Raw genomic sequence first — 20,814 nt, forward strand, 5'->3', positions numbered from 1 at the left:
CATCAATTCCACCTGATGTAGAGCTAATATCGTGCCAAAACTTAGTTTTGTTTAGTTTTTCGGGTTTTAAGTAATTGATATATAATACTTTAAATGTTTAATATTTGTTTACTAAGTTCATGTGGTTGTTTGGACCTTTACCGTACACACAATTTTTTATGTTTTTTAAAACATTACTTGTAACTAGGAAAAAAATTGAAGTATCTCCCGACTAATCAACACACTTAAAAACACTAAAAGTATGGCAAGATATACCCCTGTATCTGTTATATGTACAGTTTATAATCAACATTCTTTTGTGGGAGCTGCCTTGCGTTCGGTACTTAATCAAACTTACCCCAACATCGAACTTATAGTAATTGATAATGGCAGTACCGACGGTTCCGTTTCCATCATTGAAGATATCCTCAATATCTATCCTACCGTAAAATTTATCAAAAACGACACAAACAGGGGATTATGTGTAGCATTTAATCAGGGATTACGGTTAGCATCCGGTAAATATATAATTGATCTGTCCGGTGATGATGTCATGCTGCCTCGCCGGATCGAACGGCAGGTAGAGGCTTTCGAAATGCTTTCGTATGAATACGGCGTTATTTTCTCCAACGCCCGCTACATGGATGCCAATGACCGGCTGCTTCACTACCACTACCAGGTAGATGAGGAAGAAAAAACAGAGGTACCTGTACCGTCGGGAGATGTCTATAAGGAGATACTCAAGAAGTACTTCATCTGTACACCTACCATGATGATGCGCCGGAGCGTACTGGAAGAGCTCGGCGGTTATGACGAAACCCTGACGTACGAAGACTTTGATTTCTGGGTCCGATCGTCTGTCAAGTACAAGTACTTCTACCAGGACGAAGTACTGACCTACAAAAGAGTTGTGGCTGATTCGTTATCTACCTATGTATATAAGAAGGACAGCGGTATTCTGGAATCTACCTATGCGGTCTGTAACAAAGCTTATGATCTGAACCGCACCCAGGAAGAGTTTGATATCCTGGCGCGCCGGATCCGGACCTTTATACGGAAATGCTTCTATGCCCAGGAATTTGAGCTGGCTATGCGCTACCGTAAGCTCCTTAACTACATCGAAGACCCTGATCTACTTACCGAAGCCATCGTGCTGCTATGCCGTCTACGACTCCCGGTTTCCGGTCTGTACCGATTGTATCTTACTTATTTTCAGAAATCTCAATTTCGTTCAAAGGAAATAGTCCCTAACTTTGTTATATCAGAAACCTGATATAACAATTCTATGGCAGCAGAACTCATACGTCTATATCCGGACAATCCTGAAGAAAAAAAGATTCGTCAGATAGCCGAATGCCTGCGGGGCGGAGGTCTTGTAATCTACCCTACTGACACCATTTATGGGCTGGGGTGCGATATCCACAATGCAAAGGCTGTTGAAAAAGTTGCCCGCATAAAAGGTATTAAGCCAGAGAAGAACGACTTTTCATTTATCTGTTACGACCTGAGTCATATCGCTGACTACGCTAAGGTCAGCAATGCTGGTTTCAAGCTAATGAAAAAGGCTTTGCCCGGCCCCTTCACATTTGTTCTCTGGGCCAGCGGTAAAGTACCTAAGCTACTAAATACCAGTAAGAAGACCGTAGGTATACGCGTGCCTGATAATAACATCCCCCGCCAGATCGTGCGCGAGCTCGGCAATCCTATCATTACTACTTCTATTCGTGACGACGACGAAGTGATCGAATACTCTACTGATCCCGAGTTGATCTACGAAAAATTTATGAACCTGGTCGATATTGTCGTGGATGGCGGGTACGGTGGAAACGTCCCCTCTACTATCATTGACGCTACTGACGATAACTTTGAGGTGATTCGTGAGGGGCTGGGACAGATCGAGACGTATTAGAGAAATACAGTCATTATAAATTGTATCGAAAAGTGTCTGGGAGTTAGGAGCAAAGGTTTTGTAAATAATTTTCTATCATTTTTTTGATAAATTCCCTCCACTTCGCCATATTTGGTTATGGCAGAATTAGCAACTCAGATTGACGCCCCCCGAGAAGTACTGATCGAACTGCATTACCTGCCCAGCCTGGCTTACTTTACCTGCTTGATGAGTCATGAAGTAGTCTGGTTAGAGACGCAGGAAAATTATCCCAAGCAGACCTACCGAAACCGGTGCTATGTACTGACTACAAATAAAGTAGATGTGCTGACAGTACCAGTACAGGCGGGAAGTAAGAAGGCCCAGATCCGCGAAGTCAGAATTGATTATAGCCAGGACTGGATCCGGAGACACTGGGGATGTTTTCAATCAGCCTATGGTAAGTCGCCTTACTTTGAATACTACGCTCCCTATCTGGAAGAAACATACCGGCGTAAGCCAGAGTACCTTTTTGATCTGAACTACGAGTTACTGACATTGTGTCTGCGACTTATAGGCATAAAGAAGGAGCTAAGGTACAATATGTCATACTCCGAAGATGTTCCTTTAAATATTTTTGATGCCAGATCGTTACTTAACGACAAAAAACAGGATTCTGAGAAGGTTTTTTATAAAAGTGCCGCCTATTACCAGACCTTTGGCAACGATTTTGTACCTAATTTGAGTATTGTTGATTTGCTGTTCAATCAGGGGCCCGAAGCACGCCGCATTCTTACCGAATCCATTCAGCCAACAATTTGGTCCGAATTGAACAAAGCCTGAAAAATATTCGTTACAAATTATATAAGAGATACTAAAATACTCCTGCCTATACATGGAAGCAAAATTTTCAAATAGAGTCAAAGAAGTGATCTCCCTGAGTCGCGAAGAGGCGCTCCGGCTGGGTCATGATTATATTGGGGCGGAGCACTTATTGCTAGGAATGATACGTGAAGGAGAAGGTGTAGCAATAGGTCTTCTAAAGAAGCTCGGTGTTTCGTTGGACGAAGTCCGCGTTACTATTGAGCAGGCAACGAAGGGATCCGCTACAAATAATGTCAAGAATCTACAGAATATCCCTCTGACCCGTCAGTCAGAGAAGGTACTGAAGATAACGTATCTGGAAGCTAAGATATTCAAGAGCCCACTTATCGGCACTGAACATTTGTTGCTTTCAATCCTGCGCGATGAGGACAACGTGGCTACCCAGATACTCCATAAATTTAATGTTAACTACGAAGTCATTAAAGAGATGCTGGAATATCAATCATCAGGTACTCGTCCGCATATGGGACCCGAAACCGACGATGGCGATGACGACCCACGGGGTGGTATGTTTGGTGGAAGCGGATCAGGCAAAGAGTCCAAGGGAGCAGAGAAATCTCGCACACCTGTACTGGACAACTTTGGACGCGATCTGACCAAACTGGCCGAAGTTGGTAAACTCGACCCAATAGTAGGACGTGAAAAAGAAATTGAAAGGGTAGCACAGATCCTGAGCCGCCGTAAAAAGAATAATCCAATCCTGATCGGTGAACCAGGGGTAGGTAAGACCGCCATTGCAGAAGGTCTGGCCCTGCGTATCGTACAGAAGAAAGTATCACGCGTACTATTCGGTAAGCGGGTAGTTACGCTGGATCTGGCTTCGCTGGTAGCAGGTACCAAGTACCGCGGTCAGTTTGAAGAGCGCATGAAGGCCGTGATGAACGAGCTGGAAAAATCGCCGGATGTGATCCTGTTCATTGATGAGCTACATACGATTGTAGGTGCTGGTGGAGCTTCTGGCTCACTGGATGCCTCCAACATGTTCAAGCCGGCCCTGGCCCGTGGAGAAATCCAGTGCATCGGTGCTACTACTCTGGATGAATATCGCCAGTATATTGAGAAAGATGGTGCTCTGGCCCGTCGTTTCCAGATGGTAATGGTAGATGCCACATCCGTTGAAGAGACTATCCAGATTCTGGAAAATATCAAAGATAAATACGAGGATCACCACCACGTAAACTATACTGACGATGCCATCGAGTCAGCTGTGAAGTTATCGGAGCGTTATATTACCGACCGCTTCCTGCCCGACAAAGCCATTGACGTACTGGATGAGGTAGGTGCCCGTGTACATATCAGCAACATCACGGTTCCTGAGGATATCCTGAAGCTCGAAGAGCAGATCGAGAATATCAAGCAGGAGAAGAACCGGGTTGTTAAGAGCCAGAAGTACGAAGAGGCTGCTCAGCTTCGTGACCGTGAGAAGAAACTAATCGATCAGCTTGAGCGTGCTAAGCAAGCCTGGGAAGAGGAGACCAAGAAGAAGCGCTATACCGTAACTGAGCAAAACGTAGCGGAAGTTGTAGCGATGATGACTGGTATTCCTGTAACCAATGTATCGCTGGATGAAGGGAAGAAACTCCTACACATGGCTGATGAGCTGAAAGGCAAAGTAATCGGTCAGAACCCAGCTATCGAGAAGCTTGTGAAGGCTATTCAACGTACTCGCGTAGGTCTGAAAGATCCTAAGAAGCCGATTGGTTCGTTTATCTTCCTTGGACCTACCGGGGTTGGTAAGACCGAGCTGGCTAAGGTACTGGCTACCTACCTGTTCGATAAAGACGATGCGCTGGTACGTATTGACATGAGTGAGTACATGGAGAAATTCAGTGTATCTCGCTTGGTGGGAGCGCCTCCGGGCTACGTAGGTTACGAAGAAGGTGGTCAGCTGACCGAGAAGATCCGTCGTAAGCCATACAGTGTAGTACTATTGGATGAGATCGAGAAAGCGCACCCGGATGTATTTAATATCCTGCTGCAGGTACTTGATGATGGTATCCTGACTGATGGTCTGGGTCGCCGGGTAGACTTCCGTAATACCATTATCATCATGACCTCCAACATCGGAGCGCGTGACTTGAAAGATTTTGGTACCGGTATTGGTTTCTCAACGAAAGCCAAGTCTGAAAATCAGGATGAGATCATGCGAAGCACCATCCAAAGTGCGCTTCGTAAGGCATTCTCTCCGGAGTTCCTGAACCGTCTTGATGATGTGATCGTGTTCAACTCACTGCAGCGCGAAGATCTGCACCAGATTATCGATATCTCACTGGGCAAACTGTTCAACCGTGTGAAGGGGCTGGGTTACGAGATTGAACTGACCATTCCTGCCAAAGACTTCCTGTCTGAGAAGGGCTATGATCCTCAGTACGGTGCTCGTCCGCTCAACCGAGCTATTCAGAAGTACCTCGAAGATCCAATTGCCGAAGAGATTCTGAAAGGAGATCTGCGCGAAGGAGATATCCTGGTAGCTGATCATGACGGTAGCAGTGAACAACTAACTATTAGTGTTCGAAAGAAAGAAGAAGAAGTTACCAACAACGGGTAATTCTATAAAATAAATAAACAGAAAGGCAGGCCTTATGACCTGCCTTTCTTGTCTTTAGGGCTATTTATACGTACTTAATATTTGTCAATCATCATCACGTAGAAAGCTTTTTTGTCCAGTTGTGTTCATTCGCTTATTTTTGCGCCCGGTTTTACTTTTTGATTTATCTAGTTTCATGAAATTACTGGAAAATAAAGTGGCTCTCGTGACGGGAGCTTCGCGCGGCATCGGTCGTGCTATTGCTATCCGTTTTGCCCAGGAGGGAGCCAACGTAGCCTTCACCTATCTGTCAAATGTAGAAAAAGGCCAGGCTCTGGAAGCTGAGCTCCAGCAGTATGGTATCAAAGCCAAAGGGTATCGTTCGGATGCCTCCGACTTTCAGGCTGCTGATACACTCATCAACGATGTAGTTGCTGATTTTGGAAAACTGGATGTACTCGTTAATAATGCAGGTGTGACCCGTGATGGCCTCCTGATGCGTATGAGCGAAGAGCAATGGGATACTGTTATCAACACCAACCTGAAGTCGGTATTTAACCTGACCAAAGGTGCCATCAAACCTATGATGCGCGCCAAGAGTGGTTCAATCATTAATATTACATCGGTAGTAGGCTTGCGAGGTAATGCCGGTCAGGCCAACTACGCTGCCTCCAAGGCGGGTATTGTTGGATTTACTAAATCCGTAGCCCTCGAATTAGGCTCGCGTAATGTACGTTCCAATGCCGTAGCTCCCGGATTTATTGAAACCGAAATGACCGATGCCATTGATGCCAAGGCTATTGAGGATTGGAAACAGTCAATTCCGATGAAACGCGGCGGACAGGCTGAAGAAGTGGCTGATGCCTGTGTGTTCCTGGCTTCTGACATGTCACGGTACATTACTGGACAGGTGTTGCAGGTAGATGGGGGTATGCTTACCTAGTCAAAGCCTTAGCAATAATAGAGGCTACTATTTACTATTATAGTATAGTTTTGTGGTTTTCAGTGGGTTTTTATAAACAACTGAAAACCACAATAGGGTTTTTCATCGTTATGGTTGTATCTTGTTGATGACCTTACTGATACCCATATATACCCGAGACCTAAGCCTCACCCATGCGATCTGAACTTTTCTTTACTACTTCACCCTGGTTTATACTGCTTTGCTTACTGGTAGGTGTACTGTATGCGTACCTGCTGTATAAGCCGGAGCCATCGTGGAGTAAGCAACTCAATATTTTCTTGGCGGTTCTGAGAGGGACCTTGGTTTCTATTATTTGCTTTCTGCTGCTAAGCCCATTGGTCAGAAGTACCGAAACCAGCGTGGACAAGGCTAAGATAGTACTGGCTGTAGATAACTCGCAGTCTACCGCTCAGCAAGGGCAACCTACACTCGGAGCTCTTAATGAAGTAAGGCAAAAATTAGCTGAACAGGGATATGAAGTGAGCGTGCAGACGCTTGATCAGGCAGCGGCTGAAGTAGCACTGGACTCTATCAAATTCAACCAGAAAACGACAGATCTGTCGGCTCTTCTGAACAACGTTAGGAGTAATTACGAAGGTCGTAATCTGACGGATGTTATACTACTATCAGATGGTATTGTAAATCAGGGAGTTTCGCCGGCTTATGGCAACTATCCATTTAAAGTACATACCGTAGCCATCGGGGATACCGTTCCTAAGCGTGATGTGCAGATACGCAATGTGACTGCCAATCGGGTAGCCTACATGGGCAATCAATTTCCGGTGCAGACTGATATTGTGGCCACTGGATTTGCCGGACGGAGTACTACGGTCAGTCTTCGTCAGGGCGGTCGTACCATTGCGACTCAGAACGTAGTTATTGATAAAAACGACTTCTTCAAATCAGTTACGTTTAATACCTCCTCTACCCAGAAGGGAGTACAGCATTATACTGTTGAGGTAGGAGGTATATCGGGTGAATTCTCAACCCGCAACAATCGCCGGGAGGTGTACATTGACGTTATTGACGGGCGCGAAAAAATCCTGCTACTAGCGCTGGCTCCACATCCTGACATCAAGGCACTGCGCAGTATTATAGAGCAGAATGAAAACTATGAACTGGACGTACGGGCTCTGTCAGCAGCGAATAACCTGAATGAGATTCTGGAAAAGCCCTATGATCTGGTCATCCTGCACCAGCTTCCTGATGCCGGTGGAGTAGGTAATGAGTACGTACGGCGGCTGATGCAGAAGAACACCCCTATTTTCTTTATTCTCGGAAACCAATCAGCTCCCGCAGCTACCAGTACGCTGAGCCGTACGGTACAGATCGCTGGTAACCCAGGTCAGATCGACAAGGTAACCGGGCGTTTTAACAACTCCTTTCAGCTTCTGAATCTGGATGCTTCCGGTCTGGATCTGCTCGAGCGGCTTCCTCCTCTTTCGGTTCCTTTCGGTGAGTACCGTCTGGTGCCGGGTAGTGAAGTAGTCTTATACCAGCGTGTAGGTAGTGTGGCTACTACCAAGCCGCTGCTGGCCCTGAATACTGCCGGCGATCGCAAGGTAGCCATCCTAGCAGGAGAAGGGCTGTGGCAGTGGCGTCAGGAAGAATTCTCCATCACCGAGAAGCAGGTTATCGTGGACGAACTCTTCCGTAAGGTCATCCAACTGCTGTCGGTCAAGGAAGATAAGCGCAAATTCAGGGTATATCCGGTAAGTGCGGAGTTCGATGCCGGGGAGACGGTTGCTTTCCAGACTGAAATTTACAATGATATTTACGAGAAGATATATGGTCAGGAAGTACGCCTGGATATAACAGATGAGTCCGGCAAGGCCCAAACTTATACCTATACCCATTCGGCTGAGAATCCGCGTTTTGAAATCAGTGGATTAGGGGAGGGGGTATACCGCTTCAAAGCTACTGCTAATATGCGTGGTGGACAGCAGGAAGTAAGCGGACAGTTTGTGGTGCGGGACATTGAGATAGAAGCATTGAATACAACGGCCGATTTTGGCCTATTGAGGGAGTTGGCGCAGCGTACGGGTGGGGAGTTTGTTCAGCCAAATACCCTGGAAACCCTGGTACAGATGATGACTGCTAACCGCCCTCCTGATCGACTGGAAAGTAGCGAAGAAATGGTAGAACTGGTACATCTCAAATGGCTGTTCTTCCTTCTGCTGCTCCTGGCTACAACCGAATGGGGGCTCAGGAAGTATAGCGGTAGCTACTAACGTTTACATGATTCTACGAAGATTTCTTTTTTTAGTATTAGTAATAAGTATATACCCCGTTTCGGTAAGAGGAGAAGGGGAGATTTACCTTTCAAATCCGGACTCAACCCAGCTTCGTCGGCCCAACTACCGGCAGTTGCACGGTTTGTTCGCAGCGCAGACGGCTTTGTACGCTGGGAGCCTGTACGGCCTTAGCAAGACATGGTATAAGAACCCCCTGGTACGGTTCAATATCGCAGATGATACTCACGAGTGGAAACAATTGGACAAAGTGGGGCATCTTTACACTGCTTATCAGATCTCGCGCCACACCGCCCAGATGTACAGCTGGACAGGTGTCAGCAAGAAGCAAGCTGTCATTTACGGAGCTATCTCTGGCTTTTTCTTTCAGACTCCAATTGAAATTCTGGATGGCTTTTCGTCGGACTATGGCTTTTCACCGGGCGATATGGTAGCCAATCTGGCTGGGCCTGTGCTGTATGCCGGGCAGGTTCTTTTGTGGGACGAGATACGCATCCAACCTAAGTTTTCCTTTCATTATACCACCTTGGCTCAGCAGCGGCCTGAGCTACTGGGAAGCAATAAAGCTGAGCGGTGGCTGAAAGATTACAACGGCCAGACCTATTGGTTCTCGTGGAGCCCACGGTCCTTCTTTCCGGAGTCAAACTGGCCAGCCTGGCTGTGTCTATCAGCAGGTTATGGTATTCATGATATGGTAGCAGGTGAGACAGCTAAAAGCATTGAACTAGGATACAGACCTTACCGGCAGTACTACCTGTCGCTTGATGTAGATCTGACCAAGATCAAAACCCGCAATAAATTTGTTCGTACTGTTGGGTTTATGCTTAATTCGCTGAAGGTACCGGCACCCGCCCTGGAATTCAGTCAGAGAGGCTTTAGTTTTCGTCCCATTTACTATTAATAATTTAATTTAGAAGTTCAGAGGCCTCGGTTGGAGCTTTTGTTTTTGCATGATTAACTAGATACACAAGATGAATATAGGTGATAAAGTAAGAATGGTGCACGGACGCGAAGAGGGTATTATCTCGCGTTTTCTGCCGGGCAACCAGGTTGAAATAGAAATTGAAGATGGATTTCGTATTCCGGTACTACGTCAGGAGGTAGTAGTCGTGTCTCCGATGGAGGCGCAGCGCCTGGCCAAGCCCCCGGTGAAGGAAGAGCCAAGATCCAGATCATCAGCAGCGAGTACTCCATCCAGAGCCACCGGTGTTTTTGCTCAGAAGGGGATTTACCTGGCCTTTGTACCTATCAATGATCGGGAGTTTACTGTACACGTTATTAATAATACCGACTGGCTACTACCTTTTACTTTTACGGCTAGCCATGAAGGACGTTATACTGGATTAGGAGCCGGAGTACTATCCCCACGTGCCTCACAGAAAATGACCGACCTGCTGATCAAAGACTTTGAGTCCTGGCCGACGTTTGACCTGCAGGCCTTGTTCCACAAAGAAGGGTCCTTCGAAGCTAAAGAGCCCTTCCAGAAGCGCCTCAAGTGCCGTGCTCAGTCTTTCTACAAGCGGAAGCAGCAGGTACCGGTTCTGCTTAAAGAAGCCTATGTGTATCAGTTGGATGAAGAGGGAGGAGATAGCCCAAAGGCCCAGGCTCCTCTAAGCGCCCAGGAGCTTAGGGAGAAGATGCTGACTGCTGAGCCCACACCTGCACCAGCTACTAAGGGTGGAGGTGTAAAGTCAGTAGTGGACCTGCACATCGAAAAGATTCGCCCTGACTACGCCCGACTTTCAAAAGCCGAAATACTGGAAGCTCAGCTGCTGGTATTTGAGCAGCAATTGGAACAGGCCATCGCCAGTGGTATGGATGAAATTACTTTTATTCATGGGGTGGGAAATGGAGTGCTACGGGCCGAGTTGCATCGCCGCCTGAGCCGTCATCAGAATGTTGATTTTTTTAAAGATGCCCAAAAAGAGAAATTTGGATACGGTGCTACCCTCGTTAAAATCAAGTAAAAAGTACAGATCAGGGACGTACAGGTCTTTGTGGCTGTTTTTTATAGTAATTGTTTGTAGTTTGCATTGGCAGTGCCAGCCCAGGGACAATCAGCAACCTAAGGCCCCTGCGGAGAAATACCTCTATTCGGATATGCAAATCCAGAACGAAAAACACATATCGGTACTAAACGTACCGGTTGAAATGCCCATTGTAGAGTTGGAAAGACAAATCAATGCGCAGCTCAAAGGACTTATCTACGAGGACAATAGCTACGAGGACGAGGGAAACGATAACCTGAAAGCAAAAGTATGGAAGTTGAATGATATCCGGGTGTCTGCCCAGGATTCTACCTTCCTGTTCGATGTACCCATCAGGATATGGGTTAGCGCCGGCTACAAGATCAGCCCTATGGGTTTTACGATGTCCGGCTACAAAGATACTGAGTTCGCTCTCCGTATCCGGTTTGTTTCAAAAGTTCATATGACACCTGACTGGCAGGTTGTATCTACTACTCAGGTAGAAAGCTACGACTGGATATCAGAGCCATCAGTCAAAGTCGCCGGATTATCCATTCCTATCAAGTCAATGGTGAGCAGGCTGCTCAACAAGAACTTTGAGAAGATCACAAAAGCGATTGATGAGCAGGTCAGCAAAAACATTGAATTGAAAAAGTATGTACAGGAAGCGTGGGATCTGGCCCGGCAGCCGGTACTCCTCTCGGAGGATTACAACACCTGGCTGGTAGTAGTTCCTACCTCCGTTGTGATGACTCCTCTGGTAGCCTCTAATAAGCTGTTGCGCACTACCATTGGCCTCAAGGGGTATACCCAGACCGTTACCTCCGCTACCAAGCCTGAGGTAACCAGCAGTAGCAAGCTCCCTGACCTTCAGATTGTAGATCAAGTCCCTGAGAACTTCCGGGTCGGTCTGATCAGTGCTGTTACTTATCAGGATGCCGCCCGGCTGGCCAGCCAAAAGTTAGTCGGAGAGACCTTCTCATTTAGTGGTGATCGCTATTCGGTACAGATAACGGGTATTCACATGTATGGGCAGGAAGATATGCTGATTATCAAAGCAGGTCTTAAAGGAAGTATCAATGGCGATATATACCTGAGAGGTATCCCGCACTACGACCCTCAGACCCGCATGCTCTCCCTGAAGCACCTGGATTACGACCTGGATACGCGTAGTGTCATGTTCAGGACTGCCAGCTGGCTTTTGCAAAGTACTTTTAGCCGGATGCTTGAAAAAAAGATGATCTTTCCGGTAGGGGATCAGATCGAAGAAGCGCGTAAGACTATTCAGCAGGCTTTAACTCACTACCAGGTTACTAAAGGCGTGGCACTGAACGGGTCACTCAATGAGATAACTCCCGACCGGGTGTACCTGACCCCTAAGCATATATACGCGATTGTCTTTGCGACGGGTAGGGTAAATCTCAAAATAGAGGGACTGATGTAGACAATGCAAAAGTGGCTCTAAACAATTATTAATTAGTTTTTGTAGTATATTCGCCGCCAATCAAAGCAAACATTTCTTAGCTTTGTAGCCAACGGAAGTGAATAAGCCGTCCTATCGCTCCGATTTAACGTCGGGGAGGAAAGTCCGGACAGCACAGAGCGTCGTACTTCCTAACGGGAAGGCAGTTGATTGGTGACGATTAGCTGACAGCCAGTGCCACAGAAAATATACCGCCTTGGCATGATATTTTAATGCTGGGTAAGGGTGAAAAGGTGGTGTAAGAGACCACCGCTTTATCGGTGACGATAGAGGCAGGGTAAACCTTACGGGCTGAAAGACCAAATAGGTACTGAGTTTTGGGGCTGCTCGTTCCAGCTCTCGCTTCGGCGAGGCATCAGTACGGGTAGGTCGTTAGAGGCTTCGGGTGACCGGAGTCCCAGACAAATGATAGGAGCTCCGAAGCAATTCGGGGGACAGAATCCGGCTTACAGGCTTATTTTACTTTCGGATTGCGCTATTAAAGCTGAATTAATTGAATCACATAACTGGTGTTTCCTCATGAAGAAAAAGAAACTTTACGTTGTTTTATCCTGCTTGTCGTTGTTCGCTTCGAATGCTTTCGCTCAGTACACTTACGAAGGGAATAACAAAATGAATACGTGGTCTATTACCGGATATGGTGGTGTATCACGTTTTTTTGGTGATTTGAGCCAGTATGACTTCAAACGGGGCGAGAGGGAGGATATTACAGGAATGTGGGGCCTATCACTAAACAAGCAGATTACGCCGGTTTTTGGAGCCCAGCTTACCTTGTTCAACGGTAGCCTTATGGGGTCCAGAATGGACTACACAAGCCTGGCTCCGGGCGAAACTGTGCCAGTTTCTCGTGACCTGTACTTCAAAAGTCCTTCGTTTGTGCAGGCTACCATTGATGGTACCATGAACCTGAACCGCCTGCTTTTTGGATTCAACAAGCTGCGCCGCTGGAAATTCGATGCTCATGCTGGTTTTGGAGTTATGTACTTCCATACCGATGTGTATGACATGAATACCGACCTGCTTCTGTTGTCTTCTAATACAGAAGCAAGCTCAACTACCGCCGGTAAATGGGATCGTAATGGTACGATCTATACCCGTGAATACGTTGTTCCGCTGGGTCTGGCTATTCATTATGAACTTACCCGCCGTTTCGACATTGGTGTAGACTTCACTATCAATCACGTCAACACCGAGAAGCTTGACCTGACTGCCAGCGACATTACCCGTCACGCTACTTCACAGGGCATCTTTGGTTTCTACAAAGGAGAGTCAAAACTGGATAAGTGGGGATACGGAGCAATAGCCCTGACTTATAAGCTTGGCCGTAATGCTGTCATGTCCAAGGATGGGAAGTATGACATATCTAAAGGTCGTTACCACCTGCGTTGGGCTGATCCAAGAGCTTTGATTCCACCGCCATACAATCCAACCATGGAGGATGCTGATTCTATTGCCAAGGCAAACATGCCTGCTCCGGTTGATCCACGTCTGTATACTGACTCCGACAGCGATGGCGTAGCTGACCTGTTCGATAAAGAGCCTAATACACCAGCTGGAAGCGTAGTATCGGGTGGTGGGGTAGCCATTGATCTGGATAAGTACATCCGTGATGCAATTCGAAACAACCTGCCTAAGGATGAATGCGAAGCCTTGTTCAGCAACATCGAATTCGATACTGACAAAGCTACTATTCGTTCGGCTTCACAGACTGTGTTGAACCAAGTAATTGAGCTTCTGAACATGCGTCCTAACTGCCGTATAGTACTTGTAGGTCACGCGGATGCCCGTGCTGGTTATGGATATAATATGTCACTGTCACGCCGCCGTGTTGAGGCAGCTAAGCGCTTCCTGATCCGTTCAGGTCTGACTGATGCCTCTCGTATTCTAACTGAGCACTATGGTGAGTATCGCCCGCTGGCTCCGAATACTTCAGCCGAAGGTCTGCAGGCCAACCGCCGTGTTGAGATCAAGATTGAGCCTATGAACACACTGCGCTCTAAGTACCCTGCTGGTTACGAGCAGCACTAAAAAAATAACAAATACATCAAAAAAGGGATCTGGAAAATCAGATCCCTTTTTTGATAGCCATATAGTATAGTTACCGAAAGATTTCGTAAATTTGCACCCTGTTTAACCCGGGGACGAGATCCCCACCATAACAATTTTAGCAGAATGGCTGTAAAAATTAGATTAGCGCGTCGTGGACGCAAAAAAAGAGCGATGTATGACATCGTAGTAGCTGACGCCAGAGCACCACGTGATGGTCGCTTTATCGAGAAGCTTGGTACTTTCAACCCTAACAGCGATCCCGCGCAGGTTGTACTGGCTACGGACAAAGCTGTAGACTGGCTGTTGAAAGGTGCTCAACCAACTGACACCGCACGTTCGATTCTTCATCACGAAGGAGTAATGTTGCGCAAGCACCTACAGGTAGGTGTAATCAAAGGAGCTATTTCTCAGGATGTAGCGGATACTCGCTTTGAAGAGTGGAAGCAATCAAAAGAAGACAGAAAGACTGCAGCTGCGGATGTTAAAACCCAGAAGCAGGATGCTGAAAAAGAAAGCAAACTTGCCGCTGAGCGTAAAGTTAACCAGGCTCGTTTGGAAGCTATCACTAAGAAGAACACCCCACCAGCTGAAGAGGCTGCAACAGAAGAAGCTGGCGAAGAGGCAGCGGCTGATGAGGCAACCGAAGAGCAAGCGGCGGAATAATCTCGGTATACTAAGTATGAATATGGGTCTGTCGGCTTGCCGTACAGACTCATATTGTTTTATAGGAGGCAGTTTTTTAACACTATAAACTGAACAAATCTTGGCACACGACAACCATTACCTGCTGGGGTACATTGTTCGAACCCACGGTACCAAGGGGGATGTAACCATACATCTGGATGTAGACTATCCGGAAGACTACGAAGACGTAGAGTCTTTATTTGTAGAAATCAAAGGCGAGCTAGTACCGTACTTTGTGGAGGATATGAATATCCAGAAGCAGAATAAGGCCATCGTCAGACTGGAAGATGTAGATACTATCGAGCAGGCACAGGCTCTGGTAGGAAGTGCTTTATACTTACCCATCGAAGAGCTGGAAGAGTTGGGAGAGGGAGGATTCTACTATCATCAGATCCAGGGCTATACTGTAGTGGATGAAACGAAGGGTGAGCTGGGAATAATCCGGGCCATCTATACGCCCAATACCCAGGACCTAATAGCAATGGACTACCAGGGCAGTGAGGTACTGATTCCGATCGTTGATGATATTGTAATCAGTGCTGACCACGAAAAGCAGCAGGTGCTGGTAAAGCTTCCAGAAGGCTTGCTGGAAGTATACCTGAATTCAGGATCGGATAACGATGAATTACCCGAAGCCGACGAAGATGAGGATTGATATTATTACCTGTGTACCTCGCTTGCTGGATAGCTTTTTTGCGCATTCTATACTGAAGCGCGCACAGGACAAGGGGCATGCCGAGGTACATATACATGACATTCGTGATTACTCTACCGATAAGCACAAGAGTGTAGATGACTACGCATTTGGGGGAGGAGCCGGTATGGTACTTCAGATTGAACCCATAGCCCGCTGCATCAGGAATCTGCAGAATGAGCGTACTTACGACGAAGTGATCTACCTGACACCAGATGGCGAAAGGTTGCAGCAAGGTATTGTGAACCGATTGTCTCTAAACCAAAACCTGATCCTGCTGTGCGGCCATTACAAGGGCGTTGACCAGCGGGTGCGGGACCTGTTCGTTACCAAAGAGATCAGTATCGGCGATTATGTACTTTCGGGAGGCGAATTGGCGGCCGCCGTATTGGCCGATGCCATAATCCGATTAGTACCGGGAGTACTTAATGATGAGACTTCGGCCTTAACAGATTCTTTTCAGGACAATCTGCTAGCTCCACCGGTTTATACCCGTCCCTACGAATTTGAGGGGCATAAGGTACCCGATATACTACTTTCAGGGCACGAAGCCAGGATTGAAGACTGGCGCTATCAGCAATCGGTTGAACGTACGCGTGAGCGGCGCCCTGATCTGCTGAATGAATAGAACGATAATATATATATTACCAGAAAGGCCCGCAACACTGCGGGCCTTTCTACTTTATGAGTTGTCTTAAAAGTCCAGGTTACAGTTAACCCATTCGTCGTCAAAGCGGGTGCCGTACTTACGGTAAAAGCCCACGGCTGAAACATTCCAGTTGAGTACCTGCCACATCATGCCGGTACAGTTGGTATCCCGGGCGGCCTGTACGGTAGCGTCGAACAGGAGCTTACCAATGCCGTTGCCCCGCATGGCTTCAGTCACTATGATATCCTCCATGTACAATCGCTTGCCTTTCCAGGTTGAGTAGCGGAAGTAGTAAAGGGATAAACCGATAATCTTTCCATCGGCCTCCGCCACAAAGAAATCATACAGCTTATCATCGTAATCCTGAGCCATCCGATCAGGAGTATTCGCTATTTGATCAAGAGCTTTTTCATAGATAGCCAGCTCTTTTACAAGCTCAAAAACGGAGGGTATATCATGGCGGGTGCCTTGGCGGGTAATAACGTTCATGCGTGGTTTTAGTAGTTGAATGAGCTGTGAAGCTAAAAAAATATTGAATAATTTATAAATTTTTAAATGGAATAGTTAAAGCTACACTTTTACAAAGCTTTCCCACTTCGCCAGAACATCCTGAAAATCCTGTGGGAGTTCGGTATCAAACTGTATCCATTCTTTGGTTCTTGGATGTACAAAGCCCAGGGACTTGGCATGAAGGGCCTGCCGGGGTATGATCTGGAAGCAGTTTTCGACGAAGGCCTTGTAGCTACCGCTGGTAGTACCCCGCCGGATCTTATCGCCGCCGTAGGTAGCGTCGCTGAATAGGGGATGACCCAGGTATTGCATGTGCGCCCTGATCTGGTGGGTACGTCCGGTTTCAAGATTACATTTGATCAGAGCCACGTACCGGAGTGGCTTTAGTACCTCGTAGTGAGTGACCGAATGCTTACCCTGTGACCCGTCCGGAAATACAGCCATCACTCTGCGATCCTTAGGGCTGCGGCCGATATGACCCGTGACAGTACCCCTTTCTTCCTTCGGTTCCCCCCAGACCAGCGCGTGGTAGGTACGCTCAATGGTATGATCAAAAAACTGCTTGGCCAGGTGCGTCATTGCATACTCGGTTTTGGCAATTACCAGCAGACCCGAGGTATCCTTGTCAATACGGTGTACCAGACCGGGACGAATTTCTCCGTTGCGTGAAGTAGGCAATTGCTGGAAATGATACACCAGAGCGTTTACCAGTGTACCGTTCCAGTTGCCGTGAGCAGGATGTACGACCATTCCTGCCGGCTTATTTACAATGATCAGTTCATCATCCTCAAAAAGTATATTCAGAGGAATATTCTCAGGAATAAGCTCCGTATTGCGAGGAGGCTCGGGCAGTGACAGCGTGATAACATCCCCCGGCTTGATCTTGTAGCTGGCTTTGGTGGGCTTATCATTGACCTTTACGGCTTCGGTCTCGATACCTGTCTGTATTTTGGTACGGGTAGCATTGGGCACGTGCAGACTCAGGTACTTGTCCAGGCGCATCAGGCCCTGACCCTTATCGGCTACAATGCGGTAATGCTCGTACAGGTCTTCGTCCTCGTCGGTACCGTTATGGTCTATATCTTCCTGCGACATTCAGCTCGGCTTTGTTGTGTTACGTATCTTTGCAAACCGCAAAAATAGCAGAAAACATGGATTTCCTGACCCCAACCCGACCAACCCCTTTGCAAGAGCTTCGTGATGAGGTAGTTCAAGAGGCAGGAGTAAGGCTATATATCAAGCGCGATGATCTGATTCATCCGGCGGTGTCGGGTAACAAGTGGCGAAAGCTTAAGTACAACCTGATCCGGGCCAAAGAGCTAGGCCATGATTCTGTTTTAACGTTTGGCGGTGCTTACTCCAATCACCTGTTTGCCATGGCGGCAGCCGGCAAAGCCGCCGACCTGAATACGATCGGGGTAGTGCGGGGAGACGAACTCACGGCTTATTCATCTCCTACACTACAATATTGCCAGAAGCAGGGAATGCAGCTCCACTTTATAAGCCGGGAGGCCTATCGGCAAAAGGAGTGTTCTGAACAGGTAAAACATCTACTGAAGGAGCGGGGGGATATCTTTATAGTACCCGAAGGAGGAAGTAACGAGCTGGCCCTGCCGGGAGTGGGGGAAATGGTACAAGAGGTGGAACAGCAACTAACTCACCTGACTGACTACTTTGCCGTGGCAGCCGGCACTGGAGGTACTGCGGCCGGTATACTATCAGCCCCGGCTCCGGTACTGGCATTCTCGGCCTTAAAGAGAGGAGAATTTTTACGGGAAGAAATCCGTACACTAGTCGGTGATACAGCGCTTGTAGAACATTTACAGCTCTTTACTGACTACCATTTCGGTGGCTACGCCCGTTATACTTCCGAGCTGCTTGATTTTATCCGAAGCTTTGAGCAGCAGCATGGTATACCCTTAGAACAGGTATATACCGGCAAGATGATGTTTGGGCTGTATGATTTGATGCAGAAAGGGTACTTTACCCCCGGCAGTACGCTGGTAGCAGTACATACCGGAGGCCTGCAAGGGCGGCTGGCCAGCCTGGATAAGTAAGTTTAGCTGATCTGGAATATCTGTCGGATTAGCTTTCGATCCCCGGCAATCCAGATGACATCTCCCGGATTGATAATTTCCGTTGAATCCGGATTTAAAATACGGGTACCTTCCCGCTCCAGTCCTACGATAAGCCCGTTAGTATACTCCCTGATCCGGCTTTCCCGAATGGTCTGGCCAGTAATTGTATGAGAGCTAAGTACCTTAATATGCTCGAGTGAAATGGGATTGTCGTCGGCCAGTAAGATCTTTCCATCAGCACTAACTGTCTCTACCAGCGTTCGGAACACACTTAACTGCTCATCGGTTCCGATCACCTCTATCCGGTCACTGGGGAAGAGTACCTCGTACTGGTTGGGTAGCAGGATACGCTTACTCCCTCTCTCGATCATCACCACATTGATGCCGTATTTCTCGCGCAGTTGTAAGCTATTCAAGGATTTACCTACGAGGGGAGAATCAGCGCTGATGTTGAAGAAAGCAAGGTGCGCGTTCCAGGGGGGCAGTATGTAATTCGATTTCCCATCCTGCTCACGGGAGTTCAGATTCTGGATAAAACGAGACTCGATCCGGTGATAAAACTGCTGTAACTTCTGATAAAAAAGTACAAACGCAGGTATTATAATAAGGCCCGTAATAACGGTAGCTACCCCAATGGAGAAAAAGGTATTGAGCAGCAGGCTGGCGTACAGGACAGCCAGGCTTACCCGCAGCAGCTCGAGGAGTACCAGGGGCCCCCGGTTAAACTTACGGTCTACCCACAGGGCCTTATATGAACTACGATTGGACCTTTTGAAAATGAGCGCCCACAGGAAGGGAGCCATCGTCAGCAAGGTAAGTATAGCAGTAAGTACTCCTCCCAGGACTGGATTAGCCATGCGCTGCTGTATAATGGGGAACAGTACATTGGAGGCAATCAGGAGCAACGCTACTATCACCACTGAGTTGGTAACAATAACCTGAGCGTAATCTTTGAGTACCTCATCCCAGTGACTGGACTCGTTGATGGTCTGCGTCGTATTGGTATACCGGTTCAGGGCCTTGTACCAGCGTTCCGGCATTTTCTGCCGCACCAGGTTATAGACCGGATCAGCCGCCCGGATCATGTAGGGAGTAGTGAAGGTAGTAATGACCGAAACCCCCACAGCTATCGGGTAGAGAAACTCGCTCACAACCCCCAGAGATAGGCCCAGATTAGCAATAATAAAGGAAAATTCACCGATCTGCGAAAGGCTCAATCCGGCCTGTATGGAGGTACGTAACGGCTGGCCAGCTATCAGTGAACCGATAGATACAAACACCGTCTTTCCTACCATAACGATCAGGACCAGGAAGAACAGGGGCAGCGCGTACTCTACCAGTACCGACGGGTCGATCAGCATCCCAACGGATACAAAGAAGATAGCACCAAATAGCTCCTTAACGGGTTTGAGCAGGTGCTCAATCTTTTCGGCCTGCGTAGTTTCGGCCAATATTGATCCCATGATAAATGCTCCTAAGGCCGCTGAGAAGCCCGCCTTGGTAGCAATTACCACCATCATAAAGCACAGGGCGATGGAGGTGATCAGGATGGTTTCGTCGTTCATCAGGTTCTTGAAGGACCGGAGGAAAGAGGGGAATAGGAATATACCGCTCAGAAACCACAGGATCAGAAAGAACATGAGCTTACCCACGGAGGCCAGCATTTCGACCCCCACAAACTGCTGACTGATAGCCATGGTAGAAAGTAATACCATCAGCAACACTGCTACCAGATCTTCAATGATGAGTATACCCATCACGACGCTGGCAAACTGATGAGTCTTGACCCGTAGTTCGTCAAAGGCCCTGATAATAATGGTGGTGGAGGAAATGGCTAAAATACCGCCTAGAAACAAGCTGTCGGTAAAAGACCAGTCCATCAGACGACCGGCTGTATAGCCACAGAGCAGCATGAAAAAAACTTCAAAGAGGCCGCTTATGGCAGCGGTACTACCTACTTTTACCAGTTTCTTAAAACTAAATTCAAGACCCAGATTGAAAAGCAGAAATATGACGCCGATCTCGGCCCAGATCCTGATGGATTCAAGATCCAGTATGGTTGGAAAGAGGGGGAAGTTAGGACCTACCAAAAGACCAGCCAGGATGTATCCTAGTACTAGTGGCTGTTTTAGTCTTTTGAAAATAATCGTAGTGACTCCCGCAGCTCCCAAAATCAGGGCCAGATCAATGATTAGCTGTGGAACGTGGTTCATAAGGTATTCGGGC

Annotated in this window: 17 protein-coding genes and 1 other RNA gene; 15 read left to right on the forward strand and 3 right to left on the reverse strand. The window is 47.5% G+C overall.

From position 1 onward, the window contains the following. Window positions 1-241 precede the first annotated feature (241 nt). From JUB14_RS13690 to trmD, 14 genes are all read left to right on the forward strand, one after another. A complete protein-coding gene (locus JUB14_RS13690; protein WP_207506854.1) occupies window positions 242-1,252 on the forward strand; it encodes a glycosyltransferase in 1,011 nt (336 codons plus the stop codon). A gap of 12 nt (window positions 1,253-1,264) precedes the next feature. Continuing rightward, window positions 1,265-1,888, forward strand: coding sequence for an L-threonylcarbamoyladenylate synthase (locus tag JUB14_RS13695; RefSeq protein ID WP_207506857.1), 624 nt, complete (start codon window positions 1,265-1,267; stop codon window positions 1,886-1,888). Between the two features lie 117 nt (window positions 1,889-2,005). Further along, window positions 2,006-2,689, forward strand: a complete 684-nt coding sequence (locus JUB14_RS13700; RefSeq protein WP_207506859.1) for a WbqC family protein — start codon at window positions 2,006-2,008, stop codon at window positions 2,687-2,689. A gap of 52 nt (window positions 2,690-2,741) precedes the next feature. Then, complete coding sequence (locus tag JUB14_RS13705; RefSeq protein WP_207506861.1) at window positions 2,742-5,279, forward strand: ATP-dependent Clp protease ATP-binding subunit; 2,538 nt, start codon at window positions 2,742-2,744, stop codon at window positions 5,277-5,279. A gap of 175 nt (window positions 5,280-5,454) precedes the next feature. Continuing rightward, the gene (gene fabG, locus JUB14_RS13710; protein ID WP_207506863.1) at window positions 5,455-6,201 is read left to right on the forward strand and encodes a 3-oxoacyl-[acyl-carrier-protein] reductase; all 747 of its coding nucleotides are present in this window, start codon (window positions 5,455-5,457) and stop codon (window positions 6,199-6,201) included. 173 nt (window positions 6,202-6,374) lie between these two features. After that, window positions 6,375-8,453 (forward strand): VWA domain-containing protein, encoded by a 2,079-nt coding sequence (locus JUB14_RS13715; protein ID WP_207506865.1) that lies wholly within the window; start codon window positions 6,375-6,377, stop codon window positions 8,451-8,453. A 7-nt stretch (window positions 8,454-8,460) separates the two neighbouring features. Next, a complete protein-coding gene (locus JUB14_RS13720; protein WP_207506867.1) occupies window positions 8,461-9,375 on the forward strand; it encodes a DUF2279 domain-containing protein in 915 nt (304 codons plus the stop codon). Between the two features lie 70 nt (window positions 9,376-9,445). After that, window positions 9,446-10,441 carry a Smr/MutS family protein gene (locus tag JUB14_RS13725; RefSeq protein ID WP_207506869.1) on the forward strand — a complete coding sequence of 332 codons (996 nt, stop codon included), beginning with the start codon at window positions 9,446-9,448 and terminating at the stop codon, window positions 10,439-10,441. A gap of 133 nt (window positions 10,442-10,574) precedes the next feature. Then, window positions 10,575-11,885: a DUF4403 family protein gene (locus JUB14_RS13730; RefSeq protein WP_207506871.1), complete on the forward strand. Its 1,311-nt coding sequence runs from the start codon at window positions 10,575-10,577 to the stop codon at window positions 11,883-11,885. Window positions 11,886-11,983: 98 nt separating this feature from the next. Then, window positions 11,984-12,389, forward strand: an RNA gene (gene rnpB, locus JUB14_RS13735) — RNase P RNA component class A. A gap of 54 nt (window positions 12,390-12,443) precedes the next feature. Beyond that, a complete protein-coding gene (locus JUB14_RS13740) occupies window positions 12,444-13,952 on the forward strand; it encodes an OmpA family protein (RefSeq protein WP_207506872.1) in 1,509 nt (502 codons plus the stop codon). A gap of 192 nt (window positions 13,953-14,144) precedes the next feature. Next, on the forward strand, window positions 14,145-14,636 hold the full coding sequence (locus JUB14_RS13745; RefSeq protein ID WP_374757810.1) for a 30S ribosomal protein S16: 492 nt from the start codon (window positions 14,145-14,147) through the stop codon (window positions 14,634-14,636). 100 nt (window positions 14,637-14,736) lie between these two features. Next, window positions 14,737-15,312 carry a ribosome maturation factor RimM gene (rimM, locus tag JUB14_RS13750; protein WP_207506874.1) on the forward strand — a complete coding sequence of 192 codons (576 nt, stop codon included), beginning with the start codon at window positions 14,737-14,739 and terminating at the stop codon, window positions 15,310-15,312. Next, window positions 15,302-15,979 (forward strand): tRNA (guanosine(37)-N1)-methyltransferase TrmD, encoded by a 678-nt coding sequence (gene trmD, locus JUB14_RS13755; RefSeq protein ID WP_207506875.1) that lies wholly within the window; start codon window positions 15,302-15,304, stop codon window positions 15,977-15,979. Before rimM ends, trmD begins: the two co-directional genes overlap by 11 nt. 66 nt (window positions 15,980-16,045) lie before the next feature. Here trmD and JUB14_RS13760 read toward each other — a convergent pair whose 3' ends face one another. Together JUB14_RS13760 and JUB14_RS13765 are read right to left on the reverse strand one after the other, a co-directional pair. Next, window positions 16,046-16,489 carry a GNAT family N-acetyltransferase gene (locus JUB14_RS13760; protein WP_207506876.1) on the reverse strand — a complete coding sequence of 148 codons (444 nt, stop codon included), beginning with the start codon at window positions 16,487-16,489 and terminating at the stop codon, window positions 16,046-16,048. Window positions 16,490-16,570: 81 nt separating this feature from the next. Beyond that, window positions 16,571-17,605 (reverse strand): RluA family pseudouridine synthase, encoded by a 1,035-nt coding sequence (locus JUB14_RS13765; RefSeq protein WP_207506877.1) that lies wholly within the window; start codon window positions 17,603-17,605, stop codon window positions 16,571-16,573. A gap of 56 nt (window positions 17,606-17,661) precedes the next feature. Between JUB14_RS13765 and JUB14_RS13770 the strand changes: the two genes are divergently transcribed. Further along, entirely contained in the window at window positions 17,662-18,567 is a 906-nt protein-coding gene (locus JUB14_RS13770) for a 1-aminocyclopropane-1-carboxylate deaminase/D-cysteine desulfhydrase (protein ID WP_207506878.1), read from the forward strand. A gap of 2 nt (window positions 18,568-18,569) precedes the next feature. Here JUB14_RS13770 and JUB14_RS13775 read toward each other — a convergent pair whose 3' ends face one another. Further along, complete coding sequence (locus tag JUB14_RS13775; protein WP_207506879.1) at window positions 18,570-20,801, reverse strand: monovalent cation:proton antiporter family protein; 2,232 nt, start codon at window positions 20,799-20,801, stop codon at window positions 18,570-18,572. Between the last annotated feature and the right edge of the window lie 13 nt (window positions 20,802-20,814).

Origin of the sequence: Telluribacter humicola (assembly GCF_017355935.1) — a bacterium.
In the GTDB taxonomy this organism is placed as follows: domain Bacteria; phylum Bacteroidota; class Bacteroidia; order Cytophagales; family Spirosomataceae; genus Telluribacter; species Telluribacter humicola.

What these genes read in the sequence shown, in the direction of transcription:
- JUB14_RS13690 (WP_207506854.1), top strand. Translation starts at nt 242, where the DNA reads ATGGCAAGATATACCCCTGTATCTGTTATATGTACAGTTTATAATCAA.
- JUB14_RS13695 (WP_207506857.1), top strand. Translation starts at nt 1,265, where the DNA reads ATGGCAGCAGAACTCATACGTCTATATCCGGACAATCCTGAAGAAAAA.
- JUB14_RS13700 (WP_207506859.1), top strand. Translation starts at nt 2,006, where the DNA reads ATGGCAGAATTAGCAACTCAGATTGACGCCCCCCGAGAAGTACTGATC.
- JUB14_RS13705 (WP_207506861.1), top strand. Translation starts at nt 2,742, where the DNA reads ATGGAAGCAAAATTTTCAAATAGAGTCAAAGAAGTGATCTCCCTGAGT.
- fabG (WP_207506863.1), top strand. Translation starts at nt 5,455, where the DNA reads ATGAAATTACTGGAAAATAAAGTGGCTCTCGTGACGGGAGCTTCGCGC.
- JUB14_RS13715 (WP_207506865.1), top strand. Translation starts at nt 6,375, where the DNA reads ATGCGATCTGAACTTTTCTTTACTACTTCACCCTGGTTTATACTGCTT.
- JUB14_RS13720 (WP_207506867.1), top strand. Translation starts at nt 8,461, where the DNA reads ATGATTCTACGAAGATTTCTTTTTTTAGTATTAGTAATAAGTATATAC.
- JUB14_RS13725 (WP_207506869.1), top strand. Translation starts at nt 9,446, where the DNA reads ATGAATATAGGTGATAAAGTAAGAATGGTGCACGGACGCGAAGAGGGT.
- JUB14_RS13730 (WP_207506871.1), top strand. Translation starts at nt 10,575, where the DNA reads ATGCAAATCCAGAACGAAAAACACATATCGGTACTAAACGTACCGGTT.
- JUB14_RS13740 (WP_207506872.1), top strand. Translation starts at nt 12,444, where the DNA reads ATGAAGAAAAAGAAACTTTACGTTGTTTTATCCTGCTTGTCGTTGTTC.
- JUB14_RS13745 (WP_374757810.1), top strand. Translation starts at nt 14,145, where the DNA reads ATGTATGACATCGTAGTAGCTGACGCCAGAGCACCACGTGATGGTCGC.
- trmD (WP_207506875.1), top strand. Translation starts at nt 15,302, where the DNA reads ATGAGGATTGATATTATTACCTGTGTACCTCGCTTGCTGGATAGCTTT.
- JUB14_RS13760 (WP_207506876.1), bottom strand. Translation starts at nt 16,489, where the DNA reads ATGAACGTTATTACCCGCCAAGGCACCCGCCATGATATACCCTCCGTT.
- JUB14_RS13765 (WP_207506877.1), bottom strand. Translation starts at nt 17,605, where the DNA reads ATGTCGCAGGAAGATATAGACCATAACGGTACCGACGAGGACGAAGAC.
- JUB14_RS13770 (WP_207506878.1), top strand. Translation starts at nt 17,662, where the DNA reads ATGGATTTCCTGACCCCAACCCGACCAACCCCTTTGCAAGAGCTTCGT.
- JUB14_RS13775 (WP_207506879.1), bottom strand. Translation starts at nt 20,801, where the DNA reads ATGAACCACGTTCCACAGCTAATCATTGATCTGGCCCTGATTTTGGGA.